This window comes from Pseudomonas marginalis (assembly GCF_900105325.1).
In the GTDB taxonomy this organism is placed as follows: Bacteria; Pseudomonadota; Gammaproteobacteria; order Pseudomonadales; family Pseudomonadaceae; genus Aquipseudomonas; species Aquipseudomonas marginalis.
The window spans coordinates 1,593,717-1,611,217 of the sequence record NZ_FNSU01000003.1; the positions used below are offsets into that span (position 1 = coordinate 1,593,717).

A 17,501-nucleotide genomic window follows, 5' to 3' on the forward strand; every position below is an offset into this window, starting at 1 on the left:
GAGCGAAGGCCGACACCCAAACTTGGGTGTTTGTTAAAAACGCTCAGTTACTTCGGTGTGGGCAGGTTCAAGTTATGGCCGGTCAACTTTGAGAGTTCCCGGACAATGGCTTCCTTATCGTTTAAGTGCGCAATCGCGGTTTCCAGTTCAAGCACTTTGGCGCCCACCAGAAAGCGGTACCAATAGCCCTGGAGCAGGTGATAGACCAGGCCGCTGCGGCCATCGAGAAACCCCAGCTGGATGATGTAGCGCCACAGGAAATACGCGGTGGAACTGAGGGTGAACGGCACGCGGTTGTACACGCGGTTCTTGACCAGGCGCTTGGCCTTGGCCTGGAACGAACTCTGCCCGGCATGCAGTTCATCGCGTATCGCAAACAGCCCCAGCCGCGCGTTAAGCACTTCAATCGCTTCGCGGGTGGCGTACTGGTTGTGCTTGTGGGTGAAGAAGGTCAAGTCATGCAGGTTATGGTCGGCAAAACCGCCGTCGAGGGTGATGGTGCGGCCCTCGGCGACCGAGATGTGCTCGTCCATCCAACGGTCCTCCATGCGCCCCTGGCCGGTGCGCCACAGCCGCAGCATTTTCAACGGGTAGCGGCCGCCATGGCGCACCCAGCGCCCCATGAAGATATGCTTGCGCTTGAAGTTGATGCCGGTGATGTCCCGGGCCAGGGTCGGCAGCCGGGTATTGATCGCGGCGGCAAGGTCGGCCTCGATGATTTCGTCGGCGTCCAGGCGCATCGTCCAGTTGCCGGTAATCGGCAGGTGATCCAGCGCCCACTGGAACTGCTTGGCCTGGTTGACGAAGGCATGCTGCACCACCAGCGCGCCATGGCGCCGGGCGATGTCGCAGGTGTCGTCGGTGGAAAACGAATCGACCACCAGCACTTCGTCGCTGAAGGCCCGTACCGACTCGATGGCCCGGGCGATATGCAGGCTTTCGTTGTAGGTGAGGATGATCACACTGACGGTTTCGCGCTTCATATCAGCCACCGTGCATCTGCAGGACTTCGGTGGTGAGCCGGCGCGGTGAACGCGCGGCCCGGAAGTGGCTTTCCAGGGGCAGCCCCACGGCGATCATCATGATCAACCGCTCGCTGGCCGGGATGGCGCCGATGCCACGGATCTTCTTTTCCACCGAATTGAGGATCGCCAGGTTCAGCGGGCACGCGCCCAGGCCATTGGCGTGGCAGGCCAGCAGCAGGCCCATGGAAAACAACGCACCGTCGACGTAAAGCTGGTTGCGCTGCCCCGCGCCGCCCCAGGCGGTGACTTCGGACGTGACCACAAACAGGTTGTCCACCGACTGCGCAAACCCGCGCGAGCCGCCTTGCAGCTCCAGCAGCTGCGCGATCACCGCGCGGTCCTGATACACATGCACCCGCGACGACTGCCGGTTGCATTGCGAGGGTGACGACTGCGCCAGCTCCACCAGGGACGTCAGCAGGCCACTGTCGATCTTGCCGGCCTGGAACATGCGGCAACTGGAGCGCGATTGCAGGAACGCCTTGGCATCCAGCCCGCCATTGCCCAGCCACGGCGCTGCACGCTTGATACCACCGCTGCCGGCGGTGCCGTCGCGCTTGAGGTGCTCCACATAAGCATCCAGGTAAAACACGAAGTCGTCGCTGATGCCGAGGGTGCGGTGCAGCTCGAGGTAACCCTGGAACGCGCCGAGGGCCATCTCCACCGGCAGCGCCGAATACGTGCGGTCGTATTCGTTGAGCATATGGATGATGCCGTTGATCTTGTCCTTGCCGAACAGCGGCTTGGGTTCCTTGAGGGACAGGCCCTTTTCCACGGTGTGGGTTTCGATGAGGATTTTGTAGAACAGCTTCTTGTTGCGGCTTTCCAACGGCGAGTAACCGTTGTGGCGAATAAACGTGAGCATGTCGCGAAAGAACTCGCTGACGAAATACATCAACTTCCATGCCTTATCCATCATGGGTTTCACCTGTTTCATAGTGCGATGTCTCTCGTTTTGAGGGGGCGGCACGGCGCACCGACGCAAATCATCCAGGCCGGCTGGCTGGCCGTGACCACCGAGCGCGCGCCGACCACGCAGCCCTCCTCCAACACGCAACCGGGGTGGATAAAGGCCTCGGCGGCGACCCACACGTGGTCCTTGATCACAATCTCGCGAGTCACCAGGGGCCGCAGCAGGCTGCGGGTGTCGTGGCTGCCGGTGCACAGGAAGCTGCGCTGGCTGATGGTGACTTTGGAGCCCAGCGTGATTTTGGCCATGGCGTACACATCGACCCCATCGCCGATGGCGGTGTAGTCGCCGATCTCCAGGTTCCACGGCGCCCAGATGCTGCACGTGGGCGCGATGCGGCAGCCCACGCCGACCTTGGCGCCAAAGCAGCGCAGCAACCAACGCCGCCAGTTGTGCAGCATCCAGCGCGGCGTGGGACGAAACAGCAGCTGGTAGACGATGCCCCACAACAGCCGGCGTGCCTTGTTGCTGCGCGGCAGGGTGTCGACGTACTTGAGTTGCGCGAAGTCGCTCATGGCCGGATCGCCGCCAGTTGTTCCAACAGGTAGCGCTCGCCCACCTGTTGCAGGGCCTGGCGCCGGGCCCGCACCGCCACCCAGTCGATGGGCGCCGCGATCAAGGCGTGCACTTGGTCGGCATCGTCTGCCGGCAGGAAGCGTTGCGACAGCTCCAGCTTCTCCAGCAGGTTGCGCACACGGGCGTTCAGCGAGGCCTTGTTGCCCGGTAACCCCACGGCGATAAACGGCTTCTCGAAAATGATCGCGAACACCGTGGCGTGAAAGGAGTTGGTCACCACGTAGGCGCTCTCCTTGAGCAACTTGAGCCAATCCTGCGGGCCCACCTGCACGGTCTCGCCGATCTGCCGCCAGCGCCGGTGCGCGTTATACGGCGAGACAATCGGCCCGGCCACCTGACGCGACAGCGCCTGGGCCACTTCGCGCACGCCCACGCCGGTGCGCAGCGCATAGCAGAACACGTGGCCGGTGCGGGTCTGGGTGGACGTGGCGAGCAGCGCCGAATAGTCGCGGTGCAGCAGCGTCGGGTCCGGCACGCAGTGGGCAGCCAGCCCCGAGACCTGGTGCACGATGCTCACCCCGCTCTCCTCGCGCACACTGATCGCCGACAGTTGCTTGAGCAGGCCCTCGGCTTCGGCGTGGTACTGCGGCTCCAGGTATTCCTTGCCGAAACTCGCGGCGTAGGAAATGCGCCGGATCGCCTTGTCGCAGTCGAAGGCCAGGAAGTACGCCGGGTCGAGGCCGGTCTGGCCCGAGGGGTTCCAGATCTGGTCACTGCCGGCCACCAGCAACTGCTGGCCGGCCACCGCCTGGTTGAGCTGGTGGGCGTGGGCGTAGCGCGGCGCCTGGATATTCAGGAAGCGCGTCTTGAACGCGTGGAACTGGCGCGACTGGGCATTCGGCCCCAGCACCCGGGTTTTCAACGCCAGGGCCTTGAGGTACAGGGCCTTGAGGTTGGCCTTGAGCTGGCGCGGGTTGAACAGCTGGCGGATCTCGCTGCCATCCTCCACGTAGGCCGGGTGGTAGTTGATCAGGCTTACCTGCAAGCCCTGTTGCTGCAACCAGCGCTGCAAGGCATAGGCTTGCAGCACCGCGCCGAAGTTTTCGCTGAAGTGGTACGTCAGTATCCCGGCCCTGATGGGGCTAGCAGGTGCGTTCATGATCCAGCCTGTTTCAGTAAGTAATTGGGGTAAACCGCCTGGCGTGCAGGCGCAGCCTTGTTGAGCAGGCCGATGAACATCGACCACACCAGCAGGTAGCTGCCATCGAACGTGGTGAAGAACTGGTAGCTGGTCTTGAACGAGAAAATCAGCAGGATCGCCACCACGGCCAGGGATACCGGGCTGCGCGGCAAACCGCTGAACAGCAGGCAAAACAGCGCCACGCCGAGCACCCCCAGCTTGGCGGTCACGCCCCAGTAGCCGTTCTCGATATCGAACTTGGAGTTCTCGAACCAGCGCTCGTCATTGGTGGGCACGCCGGGGGTCAATTGCTTGGCCAGGCCATTGCCCAGGAACACCGTGGCCGGGTTGTCGAGAAACGACTCCTTGGCATGGGCGATCTCGAACGCACGGGTTACGTCCTCGCCCTTCTCCTCGAACAGGTAAGTGGCAAAGCGCGACACCGCCAAGGGGCTGGCATAGAACGTCAGCGTGCCCAGCGCGCCGATGGCCACCACCAGCACCGCCAACGACTTGAGCTTGCGCTGGGTAATCGCCGACAACAGGATCATCACCGCCATCGCCGCGAGGATGGTCTTGGACCCGGCCGCCAGCAACGTGACCGCGAGGATCAGCATCAAGCCGACCCTGCGCTGGCAACAGGCATAGAAAAACAGCAGCACCGCCGAGCTGGTGGGAAACAACATGATCCGCCCGACTTCGTCGCTGGACTTGGACGCGGCGTTGGTCAGGTCGATGCCCACGCCATACAGGCTGACCTGCAGCAACTGGCCAAGGGCGAAGATGTAGATGATGCGTTCGAGGATGCGCCGGTAGTTGACGCTATGGGCCAGCGCGATTTTTTCCACATTGGCCAACACATAGCTGTACCCGGCCAGCAGCAGCACAAAATAGAAAAACGGAATGCCGGAACGCAGGAACTGGTACAGCGAGATATTCGCCCCACTGCTCACCAATACCTGCAACACACTGGACGCGACCACCAGCGCCAGCAATGGCAGCGCGCGGGTAAAGCCACGCGCCGCGTACACCACGAACGGCAGCAACAGCAGCAGTGCCAAGGGTTGCGAGAGGTTGTTGCTCAGCGCCAGGGGCAAGGCGAAGAACGTCAGCGGCAGGTAGAGGGTCAGGCGCGCCTGGGACAGCATCATGGGCCGACCTCCCCCACGCGAATCACCCGCAGGTACACCAACACCACCAGTTCCGGCAGCGACAGCAACAGCGACGCGCCCAGCAGCGGATCGATGTGCTCCTTGCATGCCAGCCACAGCAGCAAGGCCATCACGCTGCTTACGGCATAGATCACTGAGGTGAGGGTGTGGCGATTGGTGGAAATCAGCATCGCCGCGAGGATGAACCAGGCCACATTCAAAATCGTATGGGAGCCGATCAGCGCCAATGACAGGCGATCGACCTGCACCAGGCCATGGCTCCACAGCAGGATGACCTGCGGCCCGGCCCAGATCCCGGCGACATACACCAGCAGGCACAGGCCCAGTACCAGGGAGCTGGCGCGCTGGGTAAAGCGTCGTGCCTGTTCGAACTCGCCGCGCCCGGCCAGCCGTGAGATCTCCGGGGTCAGGGCGTTGCTGCAGGTGATGCCCAACTGGATGATCAGGCGCATCAGGGTGCGCGCCATGGTGTAACCCACCACCACCGCCGGGCCGGCGATCTGGTTGAGCACTTGCAGGCCGCCTTGCAGGGTGATCGCCTGCGCCAGCGGGATCGCCGCGCTGCCCAGCGCCGGTTTCCAGATACCACGGAACTCGGCCCAGGACGCCGACGCCAGCCCCAGCAGCGGCCAGGGTGAAATCCGCCGCACAAACAGGGTCACCAGCACCAGGAACAGCACCTGGCTGAAAAACATGCCCTGGGCCAATTGCAGTTCGGAGCCACCCAGCAGCAGTACGACGATGGACAGCACAATGTCCAGGGTCCTGCGGTTGGCCATGATAAAGACGCCGCCGACGGTTCTGTCGATGGTGCGAAACCAGGCGTCGATCGGCCCACCCAGCAAGCGCGTGCACAGGTAGCCGGACATGAATAACACCACCAGGCCGGCTTGCTCGGCGGTCAAGGTCTTGAGCCCGAGCAGTGACACCCAGTCGAGCCACTGGCCCAATGTCAGGGCGAATACCAGCACCAGCGCCACCACCGCCAGGGTAAAGGCCAGCGCGGTCTGCACACTGCGTCGCGCCCCCGGCACATCGCCCTGGCTCGCACGCAGCGTGGCGCTGGTGGCCGACGCCTGGGCCACCCCCAGGTCCAGCAGGCTGAGCATCGACGGAATGCCGGTGAGCACCAGCCAATCGGCATAGCGCCCGGTGCCCCAGGCGTGCAGGAAGAACGGCACCAGCACCAGTTGCGCCGCCAGCGTCACCAGTTGGGTGTAGCCGTAGCTCAGCACGTTGAGGCGAAACCGTCGCGACAACGAGCGCGGCATTTCAAGCACTTTGCTCATGGTCATCAGGCCTTGTCGGACTGATAGGCGTAGCTGTAGTAGCCGTAGTCGCCATAGCCGTAGCTGGCGGACCGGCGTTTTTCCACACCATTGAAGATCGCACCCTTGAGCTCGATGCCGTTCTGATGGAAGCGGCGCAGGGTCAACTCGATCTCCTTCGCCGAGTTCACGCCAAAACGGGTGACCATCAGGCTGGTGCCGGCCTGGCGCCCGACAATCGCGGCGTCGGTCACCGCCAGCAATGGCGGCGTGTCGATGATCACCAGGTCATAGCGCTCGCTGACTTCGGCCAGCAACGCGGCGAAGTTGGGGTGCATCAGCAGTTCAGACGGGTTGGGCGGGATCTGCCCACGGCCGATGAAATCGAAGCGCTCCACGGCGGTCGGGTGAATCGCTTCCTGCAGATCACAGCGCTTGGCGAGCAGGTCGGACAACCCCGCCTCCACCGCCTTGCCGAGCATCTTGTGCAAGTAGCCCTTGCGCATGTCGGCATCGATCAACAGCACGCGCTGGCCCGACTGCGCGACAATCGCCGCCAGGTTGGCCGAGACAAACGTCTTGCCCACCTCGGGGCTCGGGCCGGTGATCATCAGGCGGTTGTTCCTGGCCTCGAGCATGGCGAAGTGCAGGCTGGTGCGCAGGCTGCGCATGGCTTCCATCACCAGGTCATGGGGGTGATTGACCGCCAGCAGCGACGGCGCGCCGGAACGCCCCTTGGCCGCGTTGGTTTCCTCGGCCTTTTGCAACAGGCTGAAGGGGATCGAGGCGTACACCGGCAGGCCGAGTTTCTCGATCTCATCCGGGCTTTCCAGGCCACGGTTGAGCAGGCTGCGTACCAGTACGATGCCTACCGAGAGCATGCCGCCGAGCAGCATCGCCAGCAGCACCACGATGACCTTGCGCGGCGCCACAGGCTTGGCCAGGTTGACGTCGGCACTGTCGATCAGGCGCACGTTGCCCACGGTGCCGGCGCGCATCACGTCGAGTTCCTGGGAGCGGTTGAGCAACTGGGTGTAGATCTCGGTGCCCACTTGCACGTCGCGGGTCAGGCTGAGCAATTCCTGCTGGGTCGTGGGCAAGCCTTCGACGCGCTTGGTCATCTGCGCCTGCTTGGCATTAAGTTCCGCCAGCTTGGCGATCAAGGCGCGATATGCCGGGTGCTGGGGGGTGAATTTGCGGTCCATCTCGGCCTGTTGCAGCTTGAGTTCGGAGATGCCGGTGTCCAGGGCCACCACCTGGTCGAGCACGGCCTTGGCTTCGAGGCTGATGTCGATGGATTTGCTGCGGGTCTGGAAGCGGTTCAAGGCGTTCTCAGCCTTCTCCAGGTCGCGCCGCACCTGGGGCAACTGGTCATTGAGGAACGACAGGCTCTGCGCCGCTTCGGCCGAGGTGCGGTCGACGTTCTGCTTCACATACAGGTTGGCGATTTCATTCAGCGTTCGCACCGCCAGGGCCGGGCGCGTGCTCTCCAGGGACAGGCTGATGATGCCCGACTCCTTGCCGCGTTCGATCACGGTGAGCAGGTCCTGGTAGTCGGCCACCGCGTCCAGGCGCGGCTTGCGCACGATCTTGAAATGCGCGCCCGGATTGGCCCGCAGCTCCTTGACCAGCACCTCGACGCCCTCGGCGGCAAACGGCACGCCGACGCTTCCTGCGGCGATCTCGACGCCGTCCTCATCAAATAACGTGTAGGCCTGGGCCTCGCCGGCCACCAGTACCAGGGTGGTCCCGAGCAACGCCGTCGGCAGGTTCAAGCGGCTCAGCGCCAGGGCCTCGCCTCCCGCCGAGTAGCGATTGAAACCGAACAGCGGCGGCGCAATATCGCCCTTGTGTTCAGGCACATAACGCCGCGCGAGGAAGCCACCGATCAACGGAAAATGCTGGGGCGTGATGGTGATGTCCAGCGCCAGGGTATCGACGGTCTTGCCAATGATGGTGCGCGACTTGATCAGCTCGATCTCGGTCACCGCCGGCGATTCCTTGCCCAGCAGGCTGCTGACGTCGGAGAAACCGAGCATGTCGTTCTTCTTCGGCTCCACCTGGATCAACGCATTCGCCTGGAACACCGGCGCCGACAGAATGGCGTAGGCGGCACCGATCAGCATGCAGGTGCCGGTGATCCCGGCGATCAGCCATTTGTGATCGATCAGGTTGCCGAGCATGCCGAGCACATCGATCTCGTCACGGTGAGGGCTTTCAGGGGAAGCGTTCTGGGGTGAATACATAAATCGCGTCTTCGTCCTTGCAATCGTTTAAAGAGGGAGCGTCAGCGCGCCAGGCGCTGGGCCCAGGCCTGTGCGGCCTGTTCGATCAAGGCATAGGCCTGCACAAAGGCGGGCTTGCCCTGGCGATAGGGGTCGGTGATCTCGCGATCGTGCTGCCACTTGCCCAACAGGAACACCTTGCCCCGTGCCTCGGGGGCGAGGTCGAGCACGCCGTCGATGTGCCGTTGTTCCATCACCAGGATCAGGTCGGCCTCACTCACGGCGCCGGCGTCGAGTTGCCGGGCCCTGTGCACCTGGGGCACATGCCCGTGCTCCGCCAGCACCTGCCCGGCCAGGGGCTCCAGCGGATGGTCACGCAAGGCCGCCAGGCCCGCCGAACTCACCTGGATCCCGGAAGGTGCAAGCGCAGCACCCAGCAAGTGTTCCGCCGTGGGGCTGCGGCAGATGTTGCCGATGCACACAATCAATATCTTTTTGAACAAGGCAACCTCCCACGCACCGCACACTTATTCTTCGGCAAAAGGGACGACCTTATTTAATGAGCTGCAACTAACGACCGAGTAATTATGACCACAGCCTACAAACCGAGACCATCTATCGCGCAAGACAAAAAATAACAATCCCGGTATTGACCGACTAAAACTAACATTCCGGTATTTTTGCACCGCCCCATAATAAAGTGCGATTTGAATGCACCAGACAGGGGACGGCCATGAACACGTCAAAGTTATTGGTAGAGCGTATTGGCCTATTTCCTTCTTCGGGAAATATTCATGTGGAAGTGCATGATTCAACCCATGTCGTCGAACGCCTGCAGGTGCTGTATGCGGATAACTCACTGGACAGCGACGCGTCCGGCGCCGGGTTTTCCATGGTGTTCGCCGACTGGCGCTTCAAGTTGCAGGTCAGTGACCCGTTGTCGGTGTGCCTGTGCGTGGAAAGTCGCGGCGACAGCCAGTTCATGCAGGTCAAGACGGCCGAACTGCTGGCCAATATCTGCGGCACCGAGGAGCGGCCATGAGCCTGTGGGCGGGCTTGAGACGCGGCTATGCGTTGCGCAGGCTGACGGGGATGTTCGAGGGGTTTGCCGAACCGGTGCAGGGCGCGCAGTACCAGCGCAACACCCGGGCCATCGGCCATTGGCTGGACCTGTTGCGCGGCAGCTCCCCCCAGCAGATCACCCATGCGCTGTTCCAGCAGATGAAACGCGCGCGGCGCCGTGGCAATGCGCAACGGTTCAACGCGCAGACCACCCTGCTGGCGCTGATGGTGGAAAGCAACCTGGCGCTGGACCTGGCGACCTACTCGGCCTTCCTGTGCGCGGTTTCCAGGCGCCAGGCAGGCTCCTGATGGGCCTGGTCGGCACCTGAGAGGGTCACTGCGACGCGGTTGAGCAGCCACTCCGCGTTGTACTTGGGCACCAGCCCACAGACCAGCAAAAACACCAGCCCGCCGCCGATGAACACGGGGGATACCTTGATGGGCGCGGCATCAATACGCCACAGGAACACACTGGCCGCTGTCGCACCCAGTGCGGCACCGGCCAGGGCTTCATTCAGCGGATGTATATAAGGCGCGACACAATAAGCACTGAACCCGATACTTATCACTAACCCCACCAACGCCGCCGGCCAGCGCCAGGCCAGATTGAACTGGCGGGCCAGCAAACTCGTTGCCACCGTGACCATCAAACAGGTGTTCATGGCATGGCCACTTATTACAGCAATATCCAAGTGCTGGAAGGATAAGCCCCAACCTTTAAACAGCAACTTGCTGGCCGCCACGATCGAATAAGTAATACCCAGCGTTATTATCCAGGCCCGCAATGCCCACGGCGTGGAATACCTTAACCAGACAGCAATCATCAGTGCGGCCGGAATCATGACGGTAATGCCGCCATATTGCGCAAGTTCTGCCCGCATCACTGCTTAACCTTCGAGGTGCCGTTTTCGGCGCTCATCAGACCTCAGGCCCAAAAAAAACACAACGTTATCTAGCGTCAGCAACACCTGCAAAATGCAATTTACTGATTACTACATACAGATATGATTCTGTATTTTAATAATTAGGTTAGAACCAAACGGCATTTTACACAGGCTGTCGCGGCCCCTACCGTGGACGAGCATGACCGACCCCCTGCCCGGCGGAGGTACTCACTCCCTACTCGACAAGGACAGACCATGAGCATTGAATTCATCGGCTATATCGGCGGTCACCACGCTTCCGAGATCCACCCACGCAGCGGCCCTGCCCTGCAACCGGACTACGTGGAAACCGTGGCCCGCGCCCACGAAGACGCCGGTTTCGACCGCGCGCTGGTGGCGTTCCATTCCAACAGCCCGGACAGCACGCTGATCGCCGCCCATGCCGCCAGCGTGACGAAAAAACTGCAGTTCCTGATCGCCCACCGTCCGGGCTTCGCCCAACCCACCCTGGCCGCCCGCCAGTTCGCCACCCTTGATGTGTTCAATGGCGGGCGCACCGCCGTGCATATCATCACCGGCGGCGACGACCGCGAACTGCGCGCCGATGGCAGCCATATCGGCAAGGACGAACGCTATGCGCGCACCGATGAATACCTGAGCGTGGTCCGCCAGGAATGGACCAGCGATCAGCCCTTCGACTTTGCCGGCACCTACTACCAGGTCGAAGGCGCGCACTCCGCGGTGAAGTCGCCGCAGCAGCCGCATATCCCGCTGTATTTTGGCGGCTCTTCCAAGGCCGCGATTGAAGTGGCGGGCAAGCATGCCGATGTGTACGCGCTGTGGGGCGAAACCTATGAGCAGGTACGCGAGATCGTGACCCAGGTGCGCGCCGAAGCGGCCAGGCATGGGCGTACGATTCGCTTCAGCCTGTCGCTGCGACCGATCCTCGCCGAGACCGAAGAACTGGCGTGGGCGCGTGCCGACAGCATCCTGCAACAGGCCACCGAGTTGGCAGAGAAGAATGGCTTTGTGCGGCGTGAACCGCCGAATGAAGGCTCGCGCCGGTTGCTGGCGGCGGCGGCGCAGGGCTCGCGGCTGGACAAGCGCCTGTGGACGGGGATTGCGGGGTTGCTGGGGGCGCAGGGCAACTCCACCTCGTTGGTGGGGACCGCCGAACAGGTGGCAGAGGCATTGGTCGATTATTACGACCTCGGTATCACCACCTTCCTGATCCGTGGGTTTGATCCGCTCAATGATGCGATCGACTATGGCAAGCGGTTGATCCCCCTGACCCGGCAGCTGATTGCTGAACGCGAGCAGAAAGTCGCCTGACCAAACAACACAGAACCCATGTGGGAGAGGCTTGCCCCCGATGGCAGAGTGTCAGTCAAAGATAAATTGACTGATCCACCGCCATCGGGGCATGGGTATCTACACATCTTGAGCCGAGCCCCGTGCGTAGCAGCTGTCGAGCCTTGGCGAGGCTGCGTCGGCGGTGTGTCAGACGCGCCGCAAACGCAGCCTCGCCAAGGCTCGACAGCTGCTACGCGTCATCCTACTGAAGTTGTGTAGATACTGATGGCTATCGGGGCAAGCCCCCTCCCACATTTTGATCTTCACTATGCTCAGGATCAGTTCTTGTAGTCGGTATCGTTGCGCTCCAACTGCCGAATCAGCGCATTCCAATGCCGCGCCACCCCCGGTCCTTCGCCACTGGCAAACACCTTGGCCTGTTGTTCGACTTTCTCCACCACTTCGGCCGGCGGGAAGATCAACTCCGCATTCCCCGCCGCCTGCGCCGCCACCTGGATATTGCACGCGCGCTCCAACTGTTGCAGCTGCACAAACGCATGTTCAACGCTGACACCGGCGGTCAACAAGCCATGGTTGCGCAGGATCATCACGCTCTTGTCACCCAGGTCCGCGACCAGGCGCTCACGTTCGTCCAGGTCGAGGGCCACGCCTTCATACCCGTGGTACGCCACGCGTCCGGAAAAACCAATGGAGTGCTGGGAGATCGGCAGCAGGCCGTCCTTCTGCGCCGACACCGCGATGCCGTCGCGGGTATGGGTGTGCAGCACCGCTTGCAGGTCATGACGTGCGCCGTGGATCGCGCTGTGAATCACATAGCCGGCGTAGTTGATGCCCAGGCCGGTAGGGTCATCGACGATAGTGCCGTCGAGGTCGACCTTGACCAGGTTGGACGCACTGATTTCATCGAACAACAACCCGAAGGCGTTGATCAGGAAATGCTCCTCCGGCCCCGGTACACGGGCGGAGAAATGGGTATAGATGTGGTCGGTCCACTTGTACAAGGCAGCCAGGCGATAAGCGGCGGCCAGTTTGACGCGCACCTCCCACTCTTGCGGGGTAACGCGCTGGCGAACATTGCTGGTGAGATTGGTGATCGAGGTGACGCTGCTCATGGCAAAACTTCCTGGATGGCCTTAAGGACTTCCAGGCAAGCCTAGGGGATGGCCGAAAATAATAAAAAGCACATTTTAATCTAAGCTAATTATTATTTTTTTTCATATAAATCGTACCAATAATACAGGGCAAATGTGGGAGATCCCACAACCTCTTCGACGCAGCGCTGTCGCGCAGCAAACTGTGGCGAGCGGGCTTGCCACAAGAATGCGGTCGCCTGAAATTGTTCAGGCAAGACTCAAGACTTCAGGGTGAAATTTTACCCCCCTAAAATCATTCAGTTATTTTAAGTTTGATAAGAGGGGGCTTGCCCCCGATGGCCATGAGTATCTCCCGCAACGCTAACACCGATGCGAAGCGAGCCGCCCTTGATCTTGCTTTAGATCTTGATCTTGCTTTTGATCTTGATCTTGATCTCAGGCGCCCCGTTAACCACGCTGGCCGGAATCCGACAGTGATTTGGGGGGTAAACCGGCAGGGATGCCGGTTTAGCCGCCCCGCGCCATGGATGGCGCGTGGCGGCGGCCCCCCAAATCACTGTCGGATTCCGGGCACACCGAGCCTAGGCGAGGTGCCGAGTGGTGGGGCAAGAGCCCTTTGCTTACTTTGGGGCTTTTCCAAAGTGAGCCGCCGTCAGGGCGGAACCCTAAGCCGCCGTTACCGCAGCAACGGATATGTACCCGGTCCAATCCAAAAAAATGGTCGGCCCAGAGGCCGTCATCGGGGGCAAGCCCTAATGCCAGTCAGTTAAGGAGGAACACTGTAACTGTGGTGAGCGGGCTTGCCCGTTCTATCTCTTAACTGATCGGCATTAGGGCAAGCCCCCTCCCACAGGCTTACGCGGCGTCGCGGACTTTATGCAGCGACGCCGCCACCCGCTTGCCAAACGCATCCACCGGCCCCTGCAGGTTGCCCAGGAAGTGCGGATAGATCAGCCACAAATCCATCACCGGCTTGAAATCCTTGAGCGGCATCACCGCCAGTTGCTCGCGGTGCGCACTGCGTTCCAGCAACGGCCGTGGCACCAGGCCCAAGCCCAGGCCGTCGGCCACCAGGCCCAGTTGCAGTTCGGTGCCGAAGGTCTCCAGGTTGACCCGCAGGGCCAGGCCCTGATCGGACAAGGTGCGCTGCAACCCGGCACGGAAGCCGCAGCCGTCCGGGTTGAGGACCCAGCCGTTCTGGTACACATCGGCCAGCTTGCAGGGTTTCTTCGGCAGTTGGGCCTTGGCGCAGACCACCACCAGTTCCATCTTGCCGATGGACTCGCCGACGATGTTGTCCGGGAAGATCTTGCCTGCCGGGAACAGCGCCGCCGCCGCGTCCAGTTCGCCGCGTTCGATCTTGCCCACCAACTGGCTGCCCCAGCCGGTGGCGACCTGGGCACGCAAGTCGGGGTATTCGCTGCGCAGGTGCTTGAGCGCGTCCAGCAGCACCACGTCGCCGATGGTCTGCGGCACACCCAGGCGCAACAGGCCGGTGGGCGGCGCGTCGGTGGCCACCAGCTCGCGCAGGGCATCCATCTCGCGCAGGATCAACCGGCACTGCTCATAGACGCGGGTGCCGATCAATGTCGGCTTGAGGGGTTTGGTGTTGCGGTCGAACAGCTCCACGCCCAGCGCCTGCTCGAAGTTCTGCACGCGGCGGGTAATGGCCGGCTGGGTCAATTGCAACGACTCGGCGGCATGGCTGATGGACTGGCAACGAATCACTTCGACAAAGGCATCGATATCGTCAATTTTCATTTGGGCCGCACATAGAGAACAGTCATTAAGATGTGTGTGAAGCATAGTTGCAGGAACGTGGCGTGAATAGCCCGTGCTGCAATCGATAACGTCTAACGCTATTCAGACCGGTTCTAAATTACCTTCAGCTATAAGCTAATCATTAAAAAATAGCATATTAACTATAAACATTATGCTTAGATAAACCCATCCCTGCGACCACACGATGGAAGTGCCATGACCCAGGCCCGACACCCCGAGAGACTCAGAGCCTTCATAGGCGCCCTGGCGGAATTGATCGACGGCAATCCACGCGAAGGCGACCTGTTGCACCGTGGCGGCAAGCTGCTGGCGCAACTGGTCAGCCATGACGACTGGCTCCCCGATGAATTTGCCCAACCCGATCCCGAGCGCTACCAGCAGTTCTTGCTGCATGCCGATTCGCGCCAGCGTTTCAGCATCGTCAGCTTTGTCTGGGGGCCGGGGCAAAGCACGCCGATCCACGACCATCGGGTGTGGGGGCTGATCGGCATGCTGCGCGGCGCAGAGTTCTCCCAAGGCTTCGAACGCGCGCCCGACGGCAGCCTGGTCGCCGAAGGCCAACCGATTCAACTGGTGCCGGGCCAGGTCGAGGCTGTGTCGCCCAAGGTCGGCGACATCCACCAGGTGAGCAATGCCCACAGCGATCAGGTGTCGATCAGCATTCATGTGTACGGCGCCAATATCGGCGCGGTGCGCCGTGCGGTGTACCAGCCCGACGGCAGCGAGAAACTGTTTATCTCCGGTTATTCCAACGCCTTCCTCCCGAATATCTGGGATTTGTCCATAGAAAAGAGCCCTGCCCTATGACCACCGTACCGACCCGTAGCTTTGCCCGGATTCGCCAGGCCCTGTTGGACCGTGAAGAACTCGCCCTGGTCGACGTGCGCGAAGAAGCGCCGTTTGCCGAATCCCACCCGCTGTTCGCGGCGAATATCCCGCTGTCCAAGCTGGAACTGGAGGTGTATTCGCGCATTCCACGCCGGGATACCCAGGTCACCGTCTACGACAACGGAGAGGGCCTGGCTGCCCGTGCCGCCGAACGCCTGGTTGCGCTGGGCTACACCCAGGTCAGCCTGTTGGAAGGTGGCCTCGACGGTTGGCGCCGGGCCGGTGGCGAGCTGTTTATCGATGTGAACGTGCCGAGCAAGGCCTTTGGCGAGTTGGTGGAGAGCGAGCGCCACACGCCGTCCCTCGCCGCTGAAGAAGTGCAGGCGCTGCTCGACAGCCAGGCCGATGTGGTGGTGCTCGACGCCCGCCGTTTCGACGAATACCAAACCATGAGCATCCCCACCGGCATCAGCGTGCCCGGTGCCGAGCTGGTGTTGCGTGCGCGGGAACTGGCGCCCGACCCGGCCACCCGCATCATCGTCAACTGCGCCGGGCGTACCCGCAGCATTATCGGCACCCAGTCGCTGATCAACGCCGGCGTGGCCAACCCGGTGTCTGCGCTGCGCAATGGCACCATCGGCTGGACCCTGGCCGGGCAGAAGCTCGCCCACGGCCAGTCGCGGCGCTTTGCGCCAACCTCGGAAGAGCATCGCCAGATCGCCGCCGTCGATGCACGCCGCGTCGCCGACAAGGCCCGCGTCGGTCGCGCCACCCTGGCCGACCTGCAACGCTGGCAGCAAGACGCTGCACGCACCACCTACCTGTTCGATGTGCGCACCCCGGAAGAATTCGAAGCCGGCCACTTGCCCGGCGCGCGCTCCACCCCCGGCGGCCAACTGGTGCAGGAAACCGACCATGTCGCCAGCGTGCGCGGTGCGCGCCTGGTGCTGGCGGATGACGATGGCGTGCGGGCGAACATGTCTGCGTCGTGGCTGGCCCAACTGGGCTGGGACGTGCATGTGCTGGATGACCTGCAAGCGGCGCACTTCAGCGAAAAAGGCGCCTGGGTCGCTCCAGTCCCCGCGCCCCCCCAGGCCGAACTGATCAGCCCGCACACCCTCGCCGAATGGCTCGAGCATGGCGACACCGTGGTGCTGGATTTCACCGCCAGCGCCAACTACGTGAAGCGCCATATCCCCGGTGCCTGGTGGGTATTGCGCGCACAACTGCCCCAGGCCCTGGCCAAGGTGCCCGCCGCCCAGCGTTATGTGCTGACCTGCGGCAGCAGCCAACTGGCGCGCCTGGCGGTGGCTGAAGTCGAAGCGATCACCGGCAAGCAAGTGTTCCTGCTGCAAAACGGCACCGCCGCCTGGATCAACGCGCAACTGCCACTGGAAGAAGGCGAAACCCACCTGGCCTCGCCGCGCATCGACCGCTACCGCCGACCGTACGAAGGCACCGACAACCCCAGGGAAGCCATGCAGGCCTACCTGGACTGGGAATTCGGTCTGGTGGAGCAACTGGCCCGCGATGGGACCCATGGGTTTTACGTCATTTGACCCCAGGCACGCCTGCCCCCACTGCGGGAGCAGGCGCTGCCCCAGGCTGATGGGGCGGGGGGTACTGCGTTACTTTCTTTCTTCTGTGTCGGTGCAAGAAACCGTCCCCGAGCTACCGCTCAATTGAGACTGCATGGCGTGGACACCCGCCTCCATTTGCGAGGCCACGCTGAACTGGGTGCCGAACAGCAGGCTGAACATGACACATGTGGTTGCCAATAATTTGAACATGACGAATCCTCACTGGTTCGCTGAGAGAGTAAAAATACCCCCATCGTTTATTCGCAGCTGACTTGGCTGCGTACTGCCATTTTCTGCCCGGCGCAACGCCTGGACACCTGTGAAGAATGACAGTGGCCTAGACAACTTCGCACTATGCAAACCTGCGCTGAGAGCGATTGGCGCCGCCCCCTTGGACACCCAGGCACCTCAGCCGCAATTACCTATTCGAAAAATACATAAACCGCATATTAGATAACCAATTATCTTAATATTTTTAATAATTAACATATAACCAAAAAGACCTTCACAGAAGGTTTTTATGAGCATAACGTGAACTCCTCACCGACCCCTTCTCCAGGCGGAGGTAGCCGAACCCTTTCACGATCTGCCTGGAGCCAGC

Annotated in this window: 17 protein-coding genes; 5 read left to right on the top strand and 12 right to left on the bottom strand. The window is 61.8% G+C overall.

Annotated elements, in window-relative coordinates:
- Positions 1 to 47: 47 nt before the first annotated feature.
- The 8 genes from BLW22_RS16230 to BLW22_RS16265 are packed head-to-tail and all read right to left on the bottom strand — an operon-like array spanning position 48 to position 8,859.
- Complete coding sequence (locus BLW22_RS16230; protein ID WP_027608682.1) at positions 48 to 983, bottom strand: glycosyltransferase family 2 protein; 936 nt, start codon at positions 981 to 983, stop codon at positions 48 to 50.
- Position 984: 1 nt separating this feature from the next.
- Entirely contained in the window at positions 985 to 1,944 is a 960-nt protein-coding gene (locus tag BLW22_RS16235; protein WP_159440249.1) for a nitroreductase family protein, read from the bottom strand.
- 14 nt (positions 1,945 to 1,958) lie between these two features.
- Positions 1,959 to 2,510 carry an LbetaH domain-containing protein gene (locus tag BLW22_RS16240; protein WP_027608684.1) on the bottom strand — a complete coding sequence of 184 codons (552 nt, stop codon included), beginning with the start codon at positions 2,508 to 2,510 and terminating at the stop codon, positions 1,959 to 1,961.
- Complete coding sequence (locus tag BLW22_RS16245; protein WP_074847029.1) at positions 2,507 to 3,670, bottom strand: polysaccharide pyruvyl transferase family protein; 1,164 nt, start codon at positions 3,668 to 3,670, stop codon at positions 2,507 to 2,509. Before BLW22_RS16245 ends, BLW22_RS16240 begins: the two co-directional genes overlap by 4 nt.
- Positions 3,667 to 4,842 carry an O-antigen ligase family protein gene (locus BLW22_RS16250; RefSeq protein ID WP_065941935.1) on the bottom strand — a complete coding sequence of 392 codons (1,176 nt, stop codon included), beginning with the start codon at positions 4,840 to 4,842 and terminating at the stop codon, positions 3,667 to 3,669. Before BLW22_RS16250 ends, BLW22_RS16245 begins: the two co-directional genes overlap by 4 nt.
- Positions 4,839 to 6,152: a lipopolysaccharide biosynthesis protein gene (locus tag BLW22_RS16255; protein WP_074847030.1), complete on the bottom strand. Its 1,314-nt coding sequence runs from the start codon at positions 6,150 to 6,152 to the stop codon at positions 4,839 to 4,841. Before BLW22_RS16255 ends, BLW22_RS16250 begins: the two co-directional genes overlap by 4 nt.
- A gap of 5 nt (positions 6,153 to 6,157) precedes the next feature.
- Positions 6,158 to 8,377: a polysaccharide biosynthesis tyrosine autokinase gene (locus BLW22_RS16260; RefSeq protein WP_074847031.1), complete on the bottom strand. Its 2,220-nt coding sequence runs from the start codon at positions 8,375 to 8,377 to the stop codon at positions 6,158 to 6,160.
- Between the two features lie 41 nt (positions 8,378 to 8,418).
- A complete protein-coding gene (locus BLW22_RS16265; protein ID WP_065925156.1) occupies positions 8,419 to 8,859 on the bottom strand; it encodes a low molecular weight protein-tyrosine-phosphatase in 441 nt (146 codons plus the stop codon).
- 230 nt (positions 8,860 to 9,089) lie between these two features.
- Here BLW22_RS16265 and BLW22_RS35405 point away from each other — a divergent pair, with 230 nt between their 5' ends.
- Together BLW22_RS35405 and BLW22_RS16275 are read left to right on the top strand one after the other, a co-directional pair.
- Positions 9,090 to 9,398: a phosphomannomutase gene (locus BLW22_RS35405; RefSeq protein ID WP_235865593.1), complete on the top strand. Its 309-nt coding sequence runs from the start codon at positions 9,090 to 9,092 to the stop codon at positions 9,396 to 9,398.
- Positions 9,395 to 9,727, top strand: coding sequence for a hypothetical protein (locus BLW22_RS16275; protein WP_065925155.1), 333 nt, complete (start codon positions 9,395 to 9,397; stop codon positions 9,725 to 9,727). Before BLW22_RS35405 ends, BLW22_RS16275 begins: the two co-directional genes overlap by 4 nt.
- Here the strand turns inward: BLW22_RS16275 and BLW22_RS16280 are convergent.
- The gene (locus BLW22_RS16280; RefSeq protein WP_428977862.1) at positions 9,679 to 10,299 is read right to left on the bottom strand and encodes a phosphatase PAP2 family protein; all 621 of its coding nucleotides are present in this window, start codon (positions 10,297 to 10,299) and stop codon (positions 9,679 to 9,681) included. The two genes, BLW22_RS16275 and BLW22_RS16280, sit on opposite strands and share 49 nt — an antisense overlap.
- 258 nt (positions 10,300 to 10,557) lie before the next feature.
- On the opposite strand from BLW22_RS16280, the gene BLW22_RS16285 reads away from it, so the two are divergent.
- Positions 10,558 to 11,634 carry an LLM class flavin-dependent oxidoreductase gene (locus BLW22_RS16285; RefSeq protein WP_065925153.1) on the top strand — a complete coding sequence of 359 codons (1,077 nt, stop codon included), beginning with the start codon at positions 10,558 to 10,560 and terminating at the stop codon, positions 11,632 to 11,634.
- Positions 11,635 to 11,933: 299 nt separating this feature from the next.
- Here the strand turns inward: BLW22_RS16285 and BLW22_RS16290 are convergent, their stop codons facing one another.
- Positions 11,934 to 12,728 carry a class II aldolase/adducin family protein gene (locus BLW22_RS16290; protein WP_074847032.1) on the bottom strand — a complete coding sequence of 265 codons (795 nt, stop codon included), beginning with the start codon at positions 12,726 to 12,728 and terminating at the stop codon, positions 11,934 to 11,936.
- An 837-nt stretch (positions 12,729 to 13,565) separates the two neighbouring features.
- On the bottom strand, positions 13,566 to 14,471 hold the full coding sequence (locus tag BLW22_RS16300; RefSeq protein WP_027608694.1) for a LysR family transcriptional regulator: 906 nt from the start codon (positions 14,469 to 14,471) through the stop codon (positions 13,566 to 13,568).
- A 216-nt stretch (positions 14,472 to 14,687) separates the two neighbouring features.
- On the opposite strand from BLW22_RS16300, the gene BLW22_RS16305 reads away from it, so the two are divergent.
- Together BLW22_RS16305 and BLW22_RS16310 are read left to right on the top strand one after the other, a co-directional pair.
- Positions 14,688 to 15,299, top strand: a complete 612-nt coding sequence (locus BLW22_RS16305) for a cysteine dioxygenase family protein (RefSeq protein ID WP_074847034.1) — start codon at positions 14,688 to 14,690, stop codon at positions 15,297 to 15,299.
- A complete protein-coding gene (locus BLW22_RS16310; protein ID WP_074847035.1) occupies positions 15,296 to 16,879 on the top strand; it encodes a rhodanese-related sulfurtransferase in 1,584 nt (527 codons plus the stop codon). Before BLW22_RS16305 ends, BLW22_RS16310 begins: the two co-directional genes overlap by 4 nt.
- 69 nt (positions 16,880 to 16,948) lie before the next feature.
- Here BLW22_RS16310 and BLW22_RS34865 read toward each other — a convergent pair whose 3' ends face one another.
- Positions 16,949 to 17,110 carry a hypothetical protein gene (locus BLW22_RS34865; protein WP_159440250.1) on the bottom strand — a complete coding sequence of 54 codons (162 nt, stop codon included), beginning with the start codon at positions 17,108 to 17,110 and terminating at the stop codon, positions 16,949 to 16,951.
- Between the last annotated feature and the right edge of the window lie 391 nt (positions 17,111 to 17,501).

Coding starts and splice junctions, on each gene's coding strand:
- BLW22_RS16230 (WP_027608682.1), bottom strand. CDS start 983: ATGAAGCGCGAAACCGTCAGTGTGATCATCCTCACCTACAACGAAAGC.
- BLW22_RS16235 (WP_159440249.1), bottom strand. CDS start 1,944: ATGATGGATAAGGCATGGAAGTTGATGTATTTCGTCAGCGAGTTCTTT.
- BLW22_RS16240 (WP_027608684.1), bottom strand. CDS start 2,510: ATGAGCGACTTCGCGCAACTCAAGTACGTCGACACCCTGCCGCGCAGC.
- BLW22_RS16245 (WP_074847029.1), bottom strand. CDS start 3,670: ATGAACGCACCTGCTAGCCCCATCAGGGCCGGGATACTGACGTACCAC.
- BLW22_RS16250 (WP_065941935.1), bottom strand. CDS start 4,842: ATGATGCTGTCCCAGGCGCGCCTGACCCTCTACCTGCCGCTGACGTTC.
- BLW22_RS16255 (WP_074847030.1), bottom strand. CDS start 6,152: ATGAGCAAAGTGCTTGAAATGCCGCGCTCGTTGTCGCGACGGTTTCGC.
- BLW22_RS16260 (WP_074847031.1), bottom strand. CDS start 8,377: ATGTATTCACCCCAGAACGCTTCCCCTGAAAGCCCTCACCGTGACGAG.
- BLW22_RS35405 (WP_235865593.1), top strand. CDS start 9,090: ATGAACACGTCAAAGTTATTGGTAGAGCGTATTGGCCTATTTCCTTCT.
- BLW22_RS16275 (WP_065925155.1), top strand. CDS start 9,395: ATGAGCCTGTGGGCGGGCTTGAGACGCGGCTATGCGTTGCGCAGGCTG.
- BLW22_RS16280 (WP_428977862.1), bottom strand. CDS start 10,299: ATGCGGGCAGAACTTGCGCAATATGGCGGCATTACCGTCATGATTCCG.
- BLW22_RS16285 (WP_065925153.1), top strand. CDS start 10,558: ATGAGCATTGAATTCATCGGCTATATCGGCGGTCACCACGCTTCCGAG.
- BLW22_RS16290 (WP_074847032.1), bottom strand. CDS start 12,728: ATGAGCAGCGTCACCTCGATCACCAATCTCACCAGCAATGTTCGCCAG.
- BLW22_RS16300 (WP_027608694.1), bottom strand. CDS start 14,471: ATGAAAATTGACGATATCGATGCCTTTGTCGAAGTGATTCGTTGCCAG.
- BLW22_RS16305 (WP_074847034.1), top strand. CDS start 14,688: ATGACCCAGGCCCGACACCCCGAGAGACTCAGAGCCTTCATAGGCGCC.
- BLW22_RS16310 (WP_074847035.1), top strand. CDS start 15,296: ATGACCACCGTACCGACCCGTAGCTTTGCCCGGATTCGCCAGGCCCTG.
- BLW22_RS34865 (WP_159440250.1), bottom strand. CDS start 17,110: ATGTTCAAATTATTGGCAACCACATGTGTCATGTTCAGCCTGCTGTTC.